Source organism: Indolivaga macrotermitis, assembly GCF_900128985.1.
Classification (GTDB): Bacteria; Bacteroidota; Bacteroidia; order Bacteroidales; family Dysgonomonadaceae; genus Dysgonomonas_A; species Dysgonomonas_A macrotermitis.
The window spans coordinates 54,779-70,760 of record NZ_FQUC01000004.1 but is presented as its reverse complement, the minus strand read 5'-3'; the positions used below and the strand labels follow the sequence as shown (position 1 = coordinate 70,760).

Sequence of the window (15,982 nt, the reverse complement as noted above, 5' to 3'; positions counted from 1 at the left end):
AACTTAGAAATCGAGACCTATACTGATCGAATAGGTACGTGGACGTGGATAGAACGAATTGTCGATACCGTTTGGTACTTCGGGGTCTACACCACTGTAATTGGTTATGCAGAATACGTTTTGTACCATAGCACTCATATTCAGTGAGAACCATTTGCTTACACGACCGAAATTGTATCCCAGCGAAAGGTTATCGAGTTTCAGGAACGAAGCGTTCTCCACATAATAGTCAGACAGGTACTGACGGCTTTGAAATCCTGTTTTCAAGTAGCTCGAAGATAGGTTGTTCAGCTGGTAAGAGTTGTAGCTGACGGTGCTCCATGCACCCGAATTCATAGCCATACCGTTGTAAACATAGTTTCCTACATTGGCACGGAAACTCATACCCAGATTCCATTTCTTGTAACGGAGCGAAGTGCTCAATCCAAAAATAAAGTCGGGAGCCGGAGAGTGGTAACGGTAAAGGTCGTCTGAGTTGATAACACCGTCGTTATTCAGGTCGGCATAAGCACCTTCGATAGGTTTACCTGTTTTTTCGTCATATAACTGATGGTATACGTAAAACATATAAGGTGCATAACCCTCGGTTAATACCTGAAAGTTATAGCTGTCGATAGTAGGCCCTACAAGTGTATTGGTCTGGCTGCCGCCCTGCACAAGCGAAAGGTTTTTCACCTTCATTTTCTGCCATGTCATATTATAGCTTACATCCCATGTCCAGTCCTGAGTTTCGATAGGAGTTGCATTCAGTGAGACTTCGATACCGTGACTGTCTACATTGCCTACGTTGGTCAATATCTTTTTGCCGAAGTTTGTACCGGCCGCTATGGGCACGGTTGCCAACAGGTCTTTGGTCTGACGGGTATAGAAGTCGAAGCTACCTGTAATACGGTCTTTTAGGAATCCGAAGTCGAATCCGAAGTTCCACGAAGTAGTAGTTTCCCATTTCAGGTTTTCGACATAAGCTTCGGGGCGGTACGAGTAGTACCATTGGTCACCGAATTGTACTTGCGCACCGTTCTGGCTGAAAGTATATACCGGAAGGTAATTATAGTTACCGATTCCGTCTTGCTGTCCTGTAATACCGAAGCTGGCACGCAGTTTCAGGTTGCTAAGAACTTTATTGTCGGCAAGGAACGATTCTTCGGTCAGTCTCCATCCTAATGCTACGGAAGGGAATGTACCCCAGCGGTTGTCAGGATTGAAGCGTGAAGTACCATCACTACGAACGGTAGCAGTTAGCATATAACGAGAGTCGTACGAGTAGTTCAAACGTCCGTAATACGAAATCAAAGCATGGCGTTCGTCTTTGGCTGCTGTTGTTTTCTGTATATCTCCCACTGTATTATACTCAGAATAGGCAGGAGTAGTAGTTTTCCAGTACTGGTGATCGTAACCGGCTGTTATATCTACATTACTCTTGATAGAAGAGAATACTTTGTTGTAGTTGAAGTAGGTAGTCAGCAAACGGTTTGTCATTTTCTGAGGCCCGTATGTATAATCACGTCCCGAAGTAGTATAGTATTGAGCGGCTTCGGATGGAACGTATACCGATCCTTTACCTTCGGCATAGTCGTAACCTAAAGTAGCGTGAAAACGCAATTCAGGAAGGAAGTGCATTTTATAATCAGCATCCAGATTGGTGATCATACGCTTAACCTTGCTGTTCGCGTCATATTGCTTTACAAGTCCCCTCGGATTGAATACCGAACCGTTTACCGGATTGCCTGCATTATCAATTGCTTCGTTGTATCCGCCGAACGAATCGTTGCCCGAATAAACAGGTATTGTAGGATTGTATGTAGAAGCAGCCCATATAGCAGAAGTATTGCCAAACTGGTTATTATTGATAGAACCCTTCATGTTAAGGTTCACTTTCAGGTAATCGTTGAAAAACGAAGGCGAGAAAGACAAGTTTCCCGAGATACGCTCGGCGTTATCACCGATCAACAAACCGTTTTGATTATAATAACCTAAAGATACACGAATTGGCATATTCTCGGCAACACGTCCGGCAACGCTTACATTATTGTCGGTACCGAATGCTGTTCTGAAAATCTGGTCGTTCCAATCAGTTGACGAATCTCCTAAAAGAGCTACCTGCTCTGCTGTGCCATTCGCATTGATAACATTCACAAACTGGTCGCGGCTTAGCATATCTGCCATCTTGGTACGTGTCTGAAGAGAGTTAACCGTGTTAAAGCTCACTTTCAGTCTGCTGTTTGTTCCTTTTTTAGTTGTGATAATGATTACCCCGTTAGAAGCGCGCGAACCATAAATGGCTGTTGACGAGGCATCTTTCAGGATACTCATACTTTCGATATCCGAAGGATTGATAAGGCTGAGGAAGTTTCCGGTGTTTCCGCTGATACCACCACTTTCCAAAGGCACACCATCCAATACGATCAGCGGGTCGTTGCTGGCATTCAGCGAAGCCCCTCCACGGATACGGATAGTACTACCGGCAGTAGGCGAACCACTGTTCGACATGATTTGTACCCCCGATACTTTACCGTTGATAAGCTGTTCTGGCGAACTGATAAGCCCTGCATTGAAATCTTTGCTGCTTACATTACTAACCGAACCCGTAAGGTCGCTTTTGCGCTGAGTACCGTATCCGATCACGACCACATCGGTCAGGATATTCGAATGCGGCATCATCTTTACGTTTACAGTAGCAGATGTAACAGTTATGGTTTGGGTTTCGCATCCCAGAAACGAGAAACGGAGTTGGTTTTTTCCGTCGGGTAAAACAATTGTATATTGTCCGTCAAGATCGGTTGTAACGCCGACTGTAGTTTCGGGAACAGATACGGTAACCCCTATCAGAGGTTCGTTTGCATCGTCGGTTACGACTCCCGATACTTTTCTGGATTGAGCCATTGCTGCCAAAGGTATCATCAGCAACAACGTCACTACCAGCAAAAAGGTGCGGATTGATTTATTGTTCTTTTTCATGGACATAAATTATTAATTAATTTAAAGGTATATTTTTAATTGATTATTTGTATTATCGCGATTACAGCGATAACAAAAAGGTCTGCGACCTTTATTTTAAATAGATGTTGTTCAATTCGAGGGTTATTTCATTTTTATTGGTTTGATCTGTAGATAATTCGATACTTTCTATTTTAGTGATGTCGAACGGAATTCCGGTATCCGGCGTAAAATACCTGTCGAGGAATGTAGGGTAGGGAGCCGGTAACAAGGTTGTTGCACCTTGCTTTAAATCAGCTAACGGTATCCGGTATGTTTTACTGTCTGCACCAACGGCTATTTTAGCAGAATAAGACAATCCGTCCGAAGTAATAAAACCAACATTCAGGTTATCAATATTGTGGGTTCCGTTCAGGTTGACGTATATTGCCTGTGCTTTTTGCAGGGCTTCTTTGCGGTTTGCCACATCGTCTTTTATATATTTCTTCCAGAAGAAACGGGCATCCGTATCCTTCTTATGTGATTTGAATACCAGCGCCTTTGATCCCTTCAAGTCGCTGTCATCGAGTTGCGATGTCATATAAGAAGTTTCGGGAATGCCGTATGTTTCTATCCGGCTGTATGAATCTGTAATCTTAACAAGCTGTACAGGGCTTTCGGGTGCTACAACCTGTGTGGAGAAATAGCTGTTCTTGTAAAAATCCCAATCGAGGGGATTACCTTCTACATTGGCAGGGTAAGTATAGTTTTTGCCACCTTTACAAACGATAATATTATAATTGACAGCGCTACCCCATAGCATATCAACAGGAATAACAGCCTGATATGTATAGCCTTTCACACGGTTCATTTTTACATACGGGTTCTTATCTGCCCAGAAAGACACTTTATCGGTATATATTATTACCGAATCGGGAAATGATGGGCCTACAATCTGAGCTTCTATCTGTAACGGTTTTCCGTTCTCTATAATAGTTGCAGGAGTATGTGCTACCGAAAAAGTATTCGTACGGGCTTCGGGAGCTACATATTCGCCCAACCTAATACGGTTCCATTGCGAATTGGCTGTCCAGTTCTGTGCAGGAGTGTAGTCTGATCTGCTCAATAGATACACACCCGGTTTTACAGCAAAGCTGTTTCCTTTGGCTGTACTTTGTATATTGTTTCCTGCATTGATTGCTTTTACTGTAAAATCATTGCCTAACGAGGGTAATTTTACAGTCATATTCCATTCGTTCCAAGCAATAGTTACTACTTCTTTCTTCAACGAAGGTTTTTCAAACGGGTCTTGTATCTGTACGGCATCAGGCATTACTTCGAGTCGCCAAAGCCCGTCTTCGAGCCTGTCGAGGAAATACGCTCCTGTACCTTCGTAACTGATGATAGGTGAATCGTTGTAGCCCGCAATCTCCTTCAGATCATTTACCGAAACGGGCGAAGTGGTAGTTTGGTTCGAATAAAAGAACTTTTCGGGAGTATTCATCTCGCTCAGGTCGTTATTGTAACTCACCCTGAAGTTGTCAAAGATGGTATCATTCGGATATTGCGCATACTTTTTATTCATCGGAACAGCATAAGCAACTTCGGCTGCAATCTTCATACTTATAGCCTTCTGAGGTGTATAAGCCAGATTGAGAAAGTGTGTCTGGTACTCGGTATTTGCCCAAGCCATATCTATGGGATCGTAGGCAAACTGGGTTATCCACTGGAAACCATTCGACCGGAATGTGCGTGCCATAGCCGGATGTATGTATGAGTACATATTGTCGGCAGGATCGTATTCGTATACAGCTTTAGCCTTGTTATTAAATCCTTTGGCATTGGAGAAGGGTATATCGTAATTATCGACAAAGGGCAGGAAATTACCTTTGCGGGTATGTCCGGCCACCAGTCCTACGGGATACCATTGATAAGTTGTACCCTGTACAGCGGTATTGTAATATGCCTGCACATGACCCGAATTGTGACTTACATTGTAAAAGACAGGCTTTTTGTTACCTGCTTTTTTCAGTGCCGAAAGCATCTGGTTGATATACTCTTCGGTTTGCTTAGGTGTATCGGCGTGGCAGGGTTCGTTATTGATTTCGAATCCTACAATATAAGGGTCGTCTTTATACGATTCTTTAGTATAAGGGTTTACATGCTGAACCAGTTGACCGATATAATTCTGTTGTGCAGCAATGGCTTCGGGTGTACTGTGTACTTTACATTTGTCGTACAGATACGAAAATGCTCCTGTATTGATATTCCTTTCGGGATAACCATTACCGAAGTTTGTCATGGTGGTAATGAGTACCCGTATATTACGTTCCCTTAGTTTGGAGATAAGGTAGTCCAGTAAATCGAGATGATCGTTGGTAAGAAGCTGCCCTTTACCATCCGATATTTCGACATCCCATATGTGTATGCGGTATGCGTTGAAACCCAGACGGGCAAAATGATATACATCTTTATCGATAGCTGCTTTGTGATCTTTGCCCAGATAATTCATAGCCCGGTAAGCATGGGCAAAAGGCAAGGTGTAATTGACTCCGTAGAAGGATGCTTCGTTGTTGGTATCAGACCAACGCATAACACCGTTCTTATCGACATGGATAGTCGGAATATCGGTTTTGCTTTGAGCCGATATGCCGGCAAAAAGAGAGAGACAGCACAAGGCTGCAAATGTTTTTTTCAGGCTTTTTATCATGGTATATTCAGTTCTAGGTTTCCGCGGTTGACGGATATAGCAAATATAGCCACAAAGGAGGTGTTTGATGTGGTAGAAATTGGACGTATCAGGAAATAAATTGGACAAAGCGGATATTTAACTTCTCTCTGTCTGAGGTATTTTGTTTTGTTTATCAGTTTATTATGTGTTTTCTTCCAGAAATTGCTTAGGTGTTTTTCCGAATTCAGCCTGAAAACATTTGGCAAAGTATGAAGGGTTGGAAAAACCGACCATATACATCACCTCGGCAATAGTAAATTTGTTTTGAGTGAATAAAATCGCTGCTTTCTTCATCCGTATTTTGCGAATATATTCCACAGGCGACATGCCCGTAAGCTGTTTTAGTTTCCGGTAGATCTGTTTCGATCCGATACCCGATATAGTACTTAGCGAGTTGACGTTGAGGTCGGGGTCGGCTACCTTATCTTCTATGATGCGGGTGATTGACGAAAGGAATTTCTCGTCGGGCGATGTCGCTTCTATAGCCTGAGGGGTAGATATAGTTTCGATCCGCAGCTTGCTTTCTAGTTGTTGCTTACTGCTGAGCAGTTGTTCCGCTTTAGACAATAGTATCTCGGGATCGAACGGTTTGGGTATAAAAGCTTCTACATGTAGGCTTATACTTTCCAACTCGGTGTTTTTGTCATCCTTAGCAGTCAGCATGATCACGGGAATGGTAGACGTGGGTATATTCTTGCGCATCTGGCGTACCATCTCCAACCCGTCCATTACAGGCATCATAATATCTGCGATAACCAGTTGAGGGAGGGTTTGCAGGCATATGTCTAGCCCCTGCTTCCCGTTGTGGGCAATCCGGCAATTGTATTTTTCCGAAAGTGTATCGAATACAAAGCCGGCAATCTCAGGATTATCTTCTACAATAAGTACCGATGGCAGGTCTTCCGATAACGGGGTGGCATCGGTTTCTTCTTCGGCGATAACCTCTTCCGGGTCATCGTCGTTTGCCGGAAGGCTGACGATGATAGTAGTACCTTTATTTTCTTCCGAACTGATTTTTACAGTTCCGTTGTGCTGGTCGGTATACGTTTTCACCAGATAAAGCCCTATACCTGTACCTTCTTTGTCTTTACTGGTTTTTGATGACTGGTAGAAACGCTCAAACACATACGTGGTTTCGTCCTGAGGTATTCCTATACCTGTGTCGCTTACCTCTATATCGAGCATACGGGTATCTTCGTGATAGGTAAGTGTCAGGCTGACAGCTCCCCGTTCGGTGTATTTGCAGGCATTAGAGACCAGATTGTTCAGTACGGCTTCTATTTTAAGTACATCCATATAGATGTAAATCTTTTCTTTGTTGGACGTGAAAATAAACGACAGGGGTTTATCCTTGTAGCCGTCTTCGTATACAGAGAACAGGCTTCGGGCAAACTCAACAAATTCTACCCTCGACAGTATGAGCCCCGAACTGATATTTTCGGTACGGTTAAAGTCGAGTATCTGCCGGATCAGCGAGTTAATTTTCAGTGCATTCTTTTGTATAGCTTCCAGTTGCCTCTTCTTTTGTACGTCTTTTGTCTCGTGCAGAAGCTTGCTTACAGGAGCAATGATCATACTCAGCGGGGTTTTGAACTCGTGCGAAACGTTGGTGAAGAAATCCATTTTCAGGTTTGACAGTTCGAGCGTTTTCTCTTTCTCTATCCGCTCTATCCGCAGGTTGTTGCGTACCCTGAAAAAGTTGATAATCCAGAGGATAAGACCCAGTGCGAGTAATACGTACACTGTTTTCGCCCAGATGGTGTAATACCACGGGGGAGTTATCTCGATACGGAAAGTGAAGGCTTTGTCCGACGGCTTACCATAAGCATCCAGTTTGCTTATTACGAGTTCGTATTTTCCGTATTCGAGGTTGGTATATGAGATACGGTTCGAATTGTGTTTAATACCATTCCATTTATCTTCGAAACCTTCGAGCTTGTAGACATACGAATTGGCACTTCTCTCCGAAAACAACAAGTCCGAAAATTCTATCGTAATACTGTTTTGCCTGTAATTGAGCTTAATATGGTCGAGGTAACGTATGCTGTTCCCTGTGTAGTCGGTTCCGGCTTCGTACAACTTGTCGTTTACATAGAGGGAAGTAAGTACTACCTGATGGCTGTACGCCTGCTTTTGCAGGATATCGGGCGACAATATTGTGTATTGGTCTGCTCCTCCCATGTATATCCTGTTAGCTTCCTTATCGTAATACGAGCAAGTATAGGCTCTGTTGGTAATATCGAGCTTTTGTATACTGTATGTTTTCCGGTTTACCACCCAGATGCCTTCGGTAGTAGATACCCAGATATGCTCGCCCACTTCGGTCATAGACAATACTTCGCTGTAGCTGAATGTTGTGAACCGCACTGCGTGGGATATATTGTTGACCGGATTGAGGCTTGCCACTCCACCTCTGTAACCTACCCAGATAATACCGTTACGGTCGGATATCAAATAGTTGGGTAATGTTCCTTCGGGTATGTCGTCAATAGGTATTTTGTCTATCCTGTTGTTCTTTATATCTATTTTGATGATGCCGTTATTATGGAGCAATGCCCATACATTGCCATAACTATCGGGCAGTATCTGGTTGATAAAGTTTCCGCTCAATCCGTTTTGTGCGGAATAGTGCTTGTCGGCAACGTACGTTCCCTGCGAGGCTATAAGCCTGTCTTTATTAACGACGAATAAGCCTCCGAGGCAGGTGGCTATCCACAATTGCCTTTTGTCGTCTTCGAAAATATAATATGCCCAGTTGGAGTTGAAAGTACCTGTACTGTCGGTTATGCTGTAGTGGACAAACTGGTTACGGTTGTAATCGTAGCGGCTGATACTGCCGTCGGTAGCTATCCACAGGTTATGGCCTTTATCTTCGTATATATGCCTGATGCGGTTGTGGGAGATCGGATATTCTTTGTCGCCCATACGGTACCAGATCGTTCTCTTGGCGCTGCCGTTCGTATCCGGATCGAATATCAGCCCGTTGGAACCTCCGAACCAGAAGTTTCCGCGCGAATCTTTAAAGATGGAATGGAAGCGGTTGCCTTCGCCTATGCCCGTCAGTTGCGATATACTGATAGTCTGGACGTCGCGGTTGTAATGAGCGAGCGATATTCCGTAATCGGTTCCCAGCCAGATGTTTCCCGAGTTATCGGCAAAGATATTCCATACGATGTTGTTACTTAGCGATTTGCTGTTCCGTGAGTCGTGTACGATATGCTGGGTGCTGCTATTGGCTTCGTTGTATATGTACAACCCGTTGTCGGTGGCGACAAGCAGGTCTCCTTCGTTATCGACGGACAGCGATTTAACCGAATTGTCGTGAAACTGGCTTGTCTCGCTGACAATCCCCGACGCAGGGATATAGTTGTACAGCGCACCTTCGGTTCCGATCCATATATGCCCTGTCTTTTTATCTTCGAAAAGGGAGTTGATAAAGAGATTGCTTCGTTTTCTGTCAACGGGTAGTTTTACCGTTTCGAAATGGCTTCTGCCTGTCTGTAACCTTGCCAGTCCATCATAAGTTCCTGCATAAAGGGTATTGTCTTTCGACACAATCAGTGAATAAATGGTTTTGTGAGGAAGCCCCGATACTGTTCCTGTGGGAATCATATCCAGTTTTTTACCCGAAATGCGGTATTTGTATAATCCGTTGAGTGAGCCTATCCAAAGCAGGTCGCCCTGTTGAGCGATTGCCCTCACATCGGTGAGGTGAGACAGTGCTTCGGAATCTTCGTACTGGTCTGTTTTGCAGTTGAACTTTAGGATACCATTGTCGGTTCCAAGGTAGAGGTAAGTATCGTCAAATACGAGTATGCAATGTACCTGTGTATTAGACCGGTTATTGTACGAAAAATGGTTGCGGGCAGTATAGCCGTTGTAACTGAAAAGCCCTTTGCTGCTCCCTATCCAGATGATGCCTTGCTTATCCTGTGCAAAGCAGTTGATAGACGAAGCCTCGGTATCGAGTATAATGTTATCGAAGTTTTGGTAATTGATGTTTTGTCCCACAAGCATTACCTGCGAGATATACCAAACAGAGACCAGCAATAATATTCGATACATATTATCCAATTGACAAAGGCAAATATACTCTATCTGATAAATATAACAATAAAATACTGTTGATGAAAAGTGTTTAACGGTATTTTAGAATATAAAAAAACTCCCCGGAAATGTGTGTACCGGGGAGTGGCGTGATATATTCACGAAAAAAAGTGTTGTTTTAAGTGTTGATTGAATAAATTAGCCCAGAATTGATTTGGGTTTCGATAATCTTACCTTCTACGGAAAGCTTTTTGAGAATGGTTTCCGCTTCCCGGAAGGATATGTCCGATAGTACGGCATATTCTTTCACGGTGAGGGTAGGATATAATTTGAATAAAGACATATTGTCTGAAATATCTATTGTTTTTTTCTTCGCATCCGGAAAGATTCTCAACAGTACCGCTTCGTATTCGCTGTAGGTTCTGATACCGTAAGCAACGATCCGGTTATTGTCGGCATCGGTAAAGAACAGGGTGGGGAAGCCCCTCACACCCATTTTGCGCGCAATGTCCAAATCTTCCTGAAAGAGCCGGCGTGCTTCACCATCATAATCTTCTTTCAGTTTATAAGTATCAAGCCCCGATTGAGTAGCGGCCAGCTGTATATTTTCCCACTTGGCTATATTCTTTTTCCCGAGGAAAAGCATTTCGCGGAGTATCCGCAAGAAATTCACAGCTTTATCCTCGTTCTGTATCTGGGCTGCTTTGAAAGCAATGGATGGCGGATAAGACGAATCTAGCGGATCTTCGAGCCAAACGCCGCCGTCTATCGGCATCGCGTAATATTCGCCTAGTTCTTCCCAGTGGTGCGCCACGTCGGACGGTTTACTTATGCCACCTCCGTTGTAGCTCCAGTCGGGCAACAAGCCCCCCATACGGTAATCGATATGCAGATAAGCACCGTATTCGGCTTTCAGTTTACGCAATTGAGGTTCGATAGCCCAACATGCCGAACATATAGGATCGGTATAGTAGACAATGCGTACCGGCTTTTCCGAAGCCTGTAATTCTGCTTTGCCTCCGGTGGCCGTAGCTCCGGGTATTTCGCATAATCCGTTTTCGGGATCGCATTGTAAAGGGTTATTATTTTTCGATTCCATCGGTGTCGTTTTTGTTTGCCCGTTGCATCCGGACGAAATACATATTGCTATCAAAAATATGATTATCTTAGAATTCATTATCGTATTGTTCGGATGCAAATGTCGATAATAAAGAAATACGAGTCAATTAGTCAGAAAAACATGACCACCTATGGATGCAATAGAAAATAAGGAAACCTGCCCTGCCGAAAGCTTGCTGAAGTTGCTTTCGGGAAAATGGAAATCTCAGATAGTACGTCTTGCTTTTGACGCTCCTGTGAGGTTTAATTCATTATTGAGACAAATCGAAGGGTTGAATAAGCAAACGCTTTCGATAGCACTGAAAGAGCTCGAAGACAACGGTATCTTCAATAAAAAAACAGTTAGCGAAAAGCCATTGCATATAGAGTATAATTTGTCGGAAAAAGGAAAAGCCCTGATTCCCATTTTAAGGCAATTAGAGCTTTTATCGTAAACGGCTGAATGTTATAGATTAATTCAATCCGCTATAATATCTTTCCATGTAATACCTGCGAAGTTATTGATCACTTTGTCGCATTTGCCCGAAAGGGTATTTGCCGGATGGGTTGTGGCCACACCTATGGTAGTCATTCCGGCGGCATTGCCTGCTTCGAGTCCGGCGAACGAGTCTTCGAAAACGATGCAGTTTGCAGGATCGATACCTATTTCTTTGGCAGCCATAAGGTAGCATTCGGGATTCGGCTTTCCGATCTTGACCCTCGATGCAGTAACTATCGTATCGAATAGCTTATCGAACTGTCTTACCTTGTTTACGGCATCCATCTTTGTATCCGAAGAGCTGGTTACCAACCCGACCTTTATGCCTTGTTCTTTCAGTGCCTGTACGAAAGCGATGGAACCCGGTATTTCGGGAAAAGACATATGTTCTTCGAAACGGTCGTGGTCTGTTATAAGTTCATTGATCTTGCGGTTCGGTATATGGGCGAAATACTTTTTCAGTATGTTGGGCATTGTTGTGCCTTTTATCAGGGTCTCGAAGTTGGCAATACCTACTTTGTACTTCTCTCCGGTTTGTTTCCAGAATACGCTGTACTGGGGTTCGGTGTCTATCATTACACCGTCCATATCAAATAGTGCGCAGGTTATATTCTTCATTTTTTATATAGTTAGTTTATAGTCGATTTAAATTCATCAATCCATCTACGGGTATGTTTGCCGGTTGCCCATTCGTGCATTACCAGTTTGTTGTAGGTGGGGATATTCTTTTTCAGTAACAGCTTGTTACGGGTTTTATCGTATACGGTTACCTCGTTTCCGGAAATAGAGATCAGTGTTGTATTGTCTGCCGAAACAAAATCGAGAGCCTTATCGGTCTTCACGGCAGGTTGTTTCAGAAAGAAACGGGACAATATACTTTTCCCGTCGATAAACTCGGCACGTTCGAGAAAACTCCTGTGCGAATTTCCGTTCAGGGGGATCAGCGGTTGCACCTTGATGCGGTTATTGGCGAAAACAAATGTAAACTGTACATCGTCTTTGTTCTTAATCAGTGGTCCCCACGGTAGCTGGTAATTCTCATCACTCTCGCCTGATCCGTATATATCGCTTCCGTATATCTCTAAAGCAGCTTTGAGGATAATCTCATTCAGTGTCCTACGAGGCAATAGGCTGTCTATGTAGTTTGATAATCCTCCGGCTCTGGAGCTGAGGGGTATAAAATCTGTTTTCTCGGTAGCATCAAACCACGATGCTCCTCCATGAACTTCGGAATTGAATCCTTCGGTAATGTAAAAGTCGGGAGTGACGAATGATATCGCTTCATATTCGGTAGATATAGCTCCGGCAAATTCAGGTTGCTGCGAACGGATAAAGTGTTTTATCTCCTGCTTATCCTGGAATATACGGGGTAAAGATCTGGAAGTTCCAATCGTGTATTCGAACATAAAAGATAGCATCTCACGCTCTTCGGGATCTATATTTGTAGTGTCATTCGGTATTTCGTCTACTTGTTGTGTAATATATACAAACCCCTGATTGGTAGGTACGATCAGATAGTTTTGGATAAGAAGCTCTACCTTTTCGCCGTCGCGTACTACTGCTAGAGTGAAATACGGTTCGTAGACTCCTCCATCCCATGTGGGAATATCTTCTTCGGCATTGAACAAAACGGTATAAGAGTTTTTGGCATAAGCGCTGCTATCAGCTTGAAAACCAAAAAGGTGTATCTCTTGCGCCGAAGTGTAACTGCTAAGTGAGAGTATAAGGAGGGATATAAGTATACGAACGGTTGTCATAAGCTTTACCCGATTGTTTTTTCGAAGATATAGTCTTCCATCAGATATCCGTTACCTATGTCGATGTCTTCTTCTCCGGCGATAACGAAGCCCATATGTGTATAGAACCCGTGTGAGTGGTTGAACCTGTTCATATTCAGGGTGATGGTATTACATCCGTGTGCAAGGGCTTGTTCCGCTACATAGTCGACCAATAGTTTACCGAGACCCGATCCGTGCGATTCGGGTAGTACATACAACTTATGTATCTTAACTTTGTTCTCTCCGTGATAACCGAACTCGTACGAAACCAATCCTCTGTATTCGCCTGACTGTTCGTCTATAGCAAGAACAAAGTGATGCCCGTTCTCCATCTGTTGAGCTAAAGAATGGTCGCTGTACATCATATTGAGCATGTATTCCGATTGCTCAGGCGATAGTATTTCGCGGTAAGTATCAGCCCAAGTGGTAGAGGCTATCCGGCGTATTGTTGCACAGTCGTCGATTGTAGCTTTTAGTATTTGCATATTTATTGTCCCCTTTTTATAGGGCAAAATTAGCAAAAACATAACAAAAGAGAGCTATAATGATACTATTAAGTAATTGGAAATATTTACTAACGCGCCTTCCGGCTTGTTCTTCATTTTGCCTTGATGCAAAACGAAGCAAAAAATCAAGACTGCGCCTTCAAGCCCGACCCGTTATGTGTGCTCGAAAACTAAGACAAATAAAAAACGTTCAATACAACATCTATTTGCCTTTTAACGCTTTCTTCTCACAACGAGTACCCCGTGCTTTACGACGATGCCGGAGCCTGACAGACGAAAACGAGCGTCAGATAGACGAAGGCTCTAAGCGCCAGTGTGTTTTTGCCTTCTTTTGGGGTTTAGGCAAAAAAATGGGTAAGTAATCTCTGATTGCGTACAGTAAAAAATACGAATTATTATTCGTAGTAATAATTATTACCAGCTTTGGTTTCGAGTATGGCTGCACCGGCTACTACGGTTGCTCCTAGTAGAATAGCCCATCCTGTATTGTTGGCAGGCTTTTCGATGAAAAACATATCTCCCCGTTGACTCATATCTCCGGGCAGGTTTTTGGGCGACATGGCATTTGTTTTGATCAAAGACGATATGTAGAAATCCTGTTCGAATACCATTGGTTTTTCGGGCACGGCATATACGGTTATATAGCTGGTGAAGCTGAAAGGCGTGTCTTCGGGAGTGAAATTGGCTCTTTTTACATCTATGCTTTCCTGATGTTTATTACCCATTTTTGCATTTTTATAAGATAGTTTTTCCACATCTTTCAGGCTGAGGTTGAGACTGAGGGTTGCATTGCTGACCTTGGTACGCGGAGGTATAAAGTCTACATTAGACGGTGTTGCGCCTATCGACCCTATACTGATACTCTGAGTTTCGCTGCTACTCGAAAAAGGATAGTGGTATGTTTCGGACGAGGTGCTTATGCTTATGCGCGATGCTTTGCCGGCATAACTGACCGCCTGATCCTGTACTATCAGAGCCGATTTGCCCCAGTCAACATATAGCGGAGTGTCGAGTTTGTTGTATACGGTGATCTGTATGGGGGCATTCTCGCCGTTGAAGCAATGGGCTATCCAGAGGCTGTCGTTCTCGAAGACAAAGTCGCCGTTGTCTACCTTTTCGGTGTACGGTGTTCCGGTATTCAGTACCGAAAAAAAGTAGGTTGATGAGCACGATGTCAACAACAAAGGTATCAGCAATATCGCTGCGAATATCTTTTTCATAATATAAGGCGTTTAGTGAATGTATATATGATACAGACAGGTTAAATCTGTAAAAGTTGCATAGCATAGCGGTTAAAATAAATAAAAAACGGCTATCTGTCAAAGATAACCGTTTTTGTTGAATTTGTGAAGTATATAGTCTTATAATCCTAAGAACTCGAATGGTTTAGTAACTACGAATTTAGATGATGCGTCTCCCGAATATGTTTCGTGGTTGATAACCGAAAGTTTTTTCACGGGAGCACCTTCCGAAAAGTCTACATTTTTGAAATTAACCCAGAAAGTATTGGGAGTCAATGCAGTTTCGAAATAGTATATCTTGTTTTTCTGATCTGATACGGTACGCCATCTGGTTGATGAGATATTAGGCTGTCCCGGAGTGCTGATACCTAATGGTACAGAACAGTTGCGGATTACACTGAAAACACTTGCTGCACCCAGTTGAAGATCGCCTGTTTTAGGTATAGCTTCGATATAGAATGATGCTCTGACGAAGCGGTCTGCGGCACGGTTGGTTCCGGGTAGCATTACTGTACCGCCTATTTCTTTCCAGTATTCGTTCAACGCAAGTTGTTTTTCGAAGATAGGAGAATTGGTCATTACCTGATACGAAGCATCGTGGTGTATCACCTGTTTTCCGTTGATGTATTCGAATATGGCATTATCTCCCGTTGGGTCCGATATAGACAGGTGAAGGGCTGCCAGACGCGATCCGTCGGGCATTTGGTCGGATATTACTGCAATAGGTTCACTTTCCATATAAGCAACAGCTTCCGATACGGTAGCAAAGTTGTCTAATACATATTGTACCCATGCGGCAATACTTAGTCCGGGTTTAGTACCATCCAAAGTAGGATATTCGGATTCGGCTAACCAAAGCAGGTTGGCAACCAAGCCTTGTTCGTTCATCCCGTCGGTACTCGAAAAGTCGTAAGCCGATGTTACTACACTTCCGTATTTTGATTTCCATTTTACCGAATTGGGACCCACTGCGCCGTCGCGTTCCATTCCTCTCGGGAATATCCATATATTGCTTTTGATGTCTTCTTTCCAGTCCATGGAACGGGCTGTAAGAATCAGATTGTCGTTGCCTTTATACACTACTCGCGTACAGGCTTCTACACCCAGATAACCTGCTGCTAAAAGAACGGCAGCTAAAAGAATTTTTTTCATAAGTGAGTTATATT

At 43.4% G+C, this 15,982-nt stretch carries 11 protein-coding genes; 2 read left to right on the top strand and 9 right to left on the bottom strand.

The features are described 5' to 3' along the window. Positions 1–3: 3 nt before the first annotated feature. The 4 genes from BUC12_RS07230 to BUC12_RS07215 form a co-directional block, all read right to left on the bottom strand. Positions 4–2,958, bottom strand: a complete 2,955-nt coding sequence (locus BUC12_RS07230) for a SusC/RagA family TonB-linked outer membrane protein (RefSeq protein ID WP_062181484.1) — start codon at positions 2,956–2,958, stop codon at positions 4–6. Between the two features lie 91 nt (positions 2,959–3,049). Then, a complete protein-coding gene (locus BUC12_RS07225; RefSeq protein WP_082141921.1) occupies positions 3,050–5,626 on the bottom strand; it encodes a cellulase family glycosylhydrolase in 2,577 nt (858 codons plus the stop codon). Positions 5,627–5,788: 162 nt separating this feature from the next. Then, on the bottom strand, positions 5,789–9,712 hold the full coding sequence (locus BUC12_RS07220) for a hybrid sensor histidine kinase/response regulator transcription factor (RefSeq protein ID WP_062181482.1): 3,924 nt from the start codon (positions 9,710–9,712) through the stop codon (positions 5,789–5,791). A gap of 160 nt (positions 9,713–9,872) precedes the next feature. Next, complete coding sequence (locus tag BUC12_RS07215; protein ID WP_201780491.1) at positions 9,873–10,871, bottom strand: DsbA family protein; 999 nt, start codon at positions 10,869–10,871, stop codon at positions 9,873–9,875. 73 nt (positions 10,872–10,944) lie between these two features. On the opposite strand from BUC12_RS07215, the gene BUC12_RS07210 reads away from it, so the two are divergent. Then, positions 10,945–11,247, top strand: a complete 303-nt coding sequence (locus tag BUC12_RS07210) for a winged helix-turn-helix transcriptional regulator (RefSeq protein WP_062181479.1) — start codon at positions 10,945–10,947, stop codon at positions 11,245–11,247. Positions 11,248–11,270: 23 nt separating this feature from the next. Here BUC12_RS07210 and BUC12_RS07205 read toward each other — a convergent pair whose 3' ends face one another. The 3 genes from BUC12_RS07205 to BUC12_RS07195 are packed head-to-tail and all read right to left on the bottom strand — an operon-like array spanning position 11,271 to position 13,554. Further along, positions 11,271–11,909, bottom strand: a complete 639-nt coding sequence (locus BUC12_RS07205) for an HAD family hydrolase (protein ID WP_070808599.1) — start codon at positions 11,907–11,909, stop codon at positions 11,271–11,273. Positions 11,910–11,920: 11 nt separating this feature from the next. Further along, entirely contained in the window at positions 11,921–13,048 is a 1,128-nt protein-coding gene (locus BUC12_RS07200; RefSeq protein WP_062181472.1) for a hypothetical protein, read from the bottom strand. Between the two features lie 5 nt (positions 13,049–13,053). Continuing rightward, positions 13,054–13,554: a GNAT family N-acetyltransferase gene (locus BUC12_RS07195; RefSeq protein WP_062181469.1), complete on the bottom strand. Its 501-nt coding sequence runs from the start codon at positions 13,552–13,554 to the stop codon at positions 13,054–13,056. A 59-nt stretch (positions 13,555–13,613) separates the two neighbouring features. On the opposite strand from BUC12_RS07195, the gene BUC12_RS19860 reads away from it, so the two are divergent. Then, entirely contained in the window at positions 13,614–13,937 is a 324-nt protein-coding gene (locus BUC12_RS19860; protein ID WP_139262023.1) for a hypothetical protein, read from the top strand. A 33-nt stretch (positions 13,938–13,970) separates the two neighbouring features. On the opposite strand, the gene BUC12_RS07190 is transcribed toward BUC12_RS19860, so the two are convergent. Beyond that, on the bottom strand, positions 13,971–14,795 hold the full coding sequence (locus tag BUC12_RS07190) for a hypothetical protein (protein ID WP_062181466.1): 825 nt from the start codon (positions 14,793–14,795) through the stop codon (positions 13,971–13,973). Between the two features lie 141 nt (positions 14,796–14,936). Beyond that, positions 14,937–15,968 (bottom strand): linear amide C-N hydrolase, encoded by a 1,032-nt coding sequence (locus BUC12_RS07185; protein WP_062181463.1) that lies wholly within the window; start codon positions 15,966–15,968, stop codon positions 14,937–14,939. Positions 15,969–15,982: the final 14 nt, after the last annotated feature.

What these genes read in the sequence shown, in the direction of transcription:
- BUC12_RS07225 (WP_082141921.1), bottom strand. Translation starts at nt 5,626, where the DNA reads ATGATAAAAAGCCTGAAAAAAACATTTGCAGCCTTGTGCTGTCTCTCT.
- BUC12_RS07205 (WP_070808599.1), bottom strand. Translation starts at nt 11,909, where the DNA reads ATGAAGAATATAACCTGCGCACTATTTGATATGGACGGTGTAATGATA.
- BUC12_RS07210 (WP_062181479.1), top strand. Translation starts at nt 10,945, where the DNA reads ATGGATGCAATAGAAAATAAGGAAACCTGCCCTGCCGAAAGCTTGCTG.
- BUC12_RS07190 (WP_062181466.1), bottom strand. Translation starts at nt 14,795, where the DNA reads ATGAAAAAGATATTCGCAGCGATATTGCTGATACCTTTGTTGTTGACA.
- BUC12_RS07215 (WP_201780491.1), bottom strand. Translation starts at nt 10,871, where the DNA reads ATGAATTCTAAGATAATCATATTTTTGATAGCAATATGTATTTCGTCC.
- BUC12_RS19860 (WP_139262023.1), top strand. Translation starts at nt 13,614, where the DNA reads ATGATACTATTAAGTAATTGGAAATATTTACTAACGCGCCTTCCGGCT.
- BUC12_RS07200 (WP_062181472.1), bottom strand. Translation starts at nt 13,048, where the DNA reads ATGACAACCGTTCGTATACTTATATCCCTCCTTATACTCTCACTTAGC.
- BUC12_RS07230 (WP_062181484.1), bottom strand. Translation starts at nt 2,958, where the DNA reads ATGAAAAAGAACAATAAATCAATCCGCACCTTTTTGCTGGTAGTGACG.
- BUC12_RS07185 (WP_062181463.1), bottom strand. Translation starts at nt 15,968, where the DNA reads ATGAAAAAAATTCTTTTAGCTGCCGTTCTTTTAGCAGCAGGTTATCTG.
- BUC12_RS07195 (WP_062181469.1), bottom strand. Translation starts at nt 13,554, where the DNA reads ATGCAAATACTAAAAGCTACAATCGACGACTGTGCAACAATACGCCGG.
- BUC12_RS07220 (WP_062181482.1), bottom strand. Translation starts at nt 9,712, where the DNA reads ATGTATCGAATATTATTGCTGGTCTCTGTTTGGTATATCTCGCAGGTA.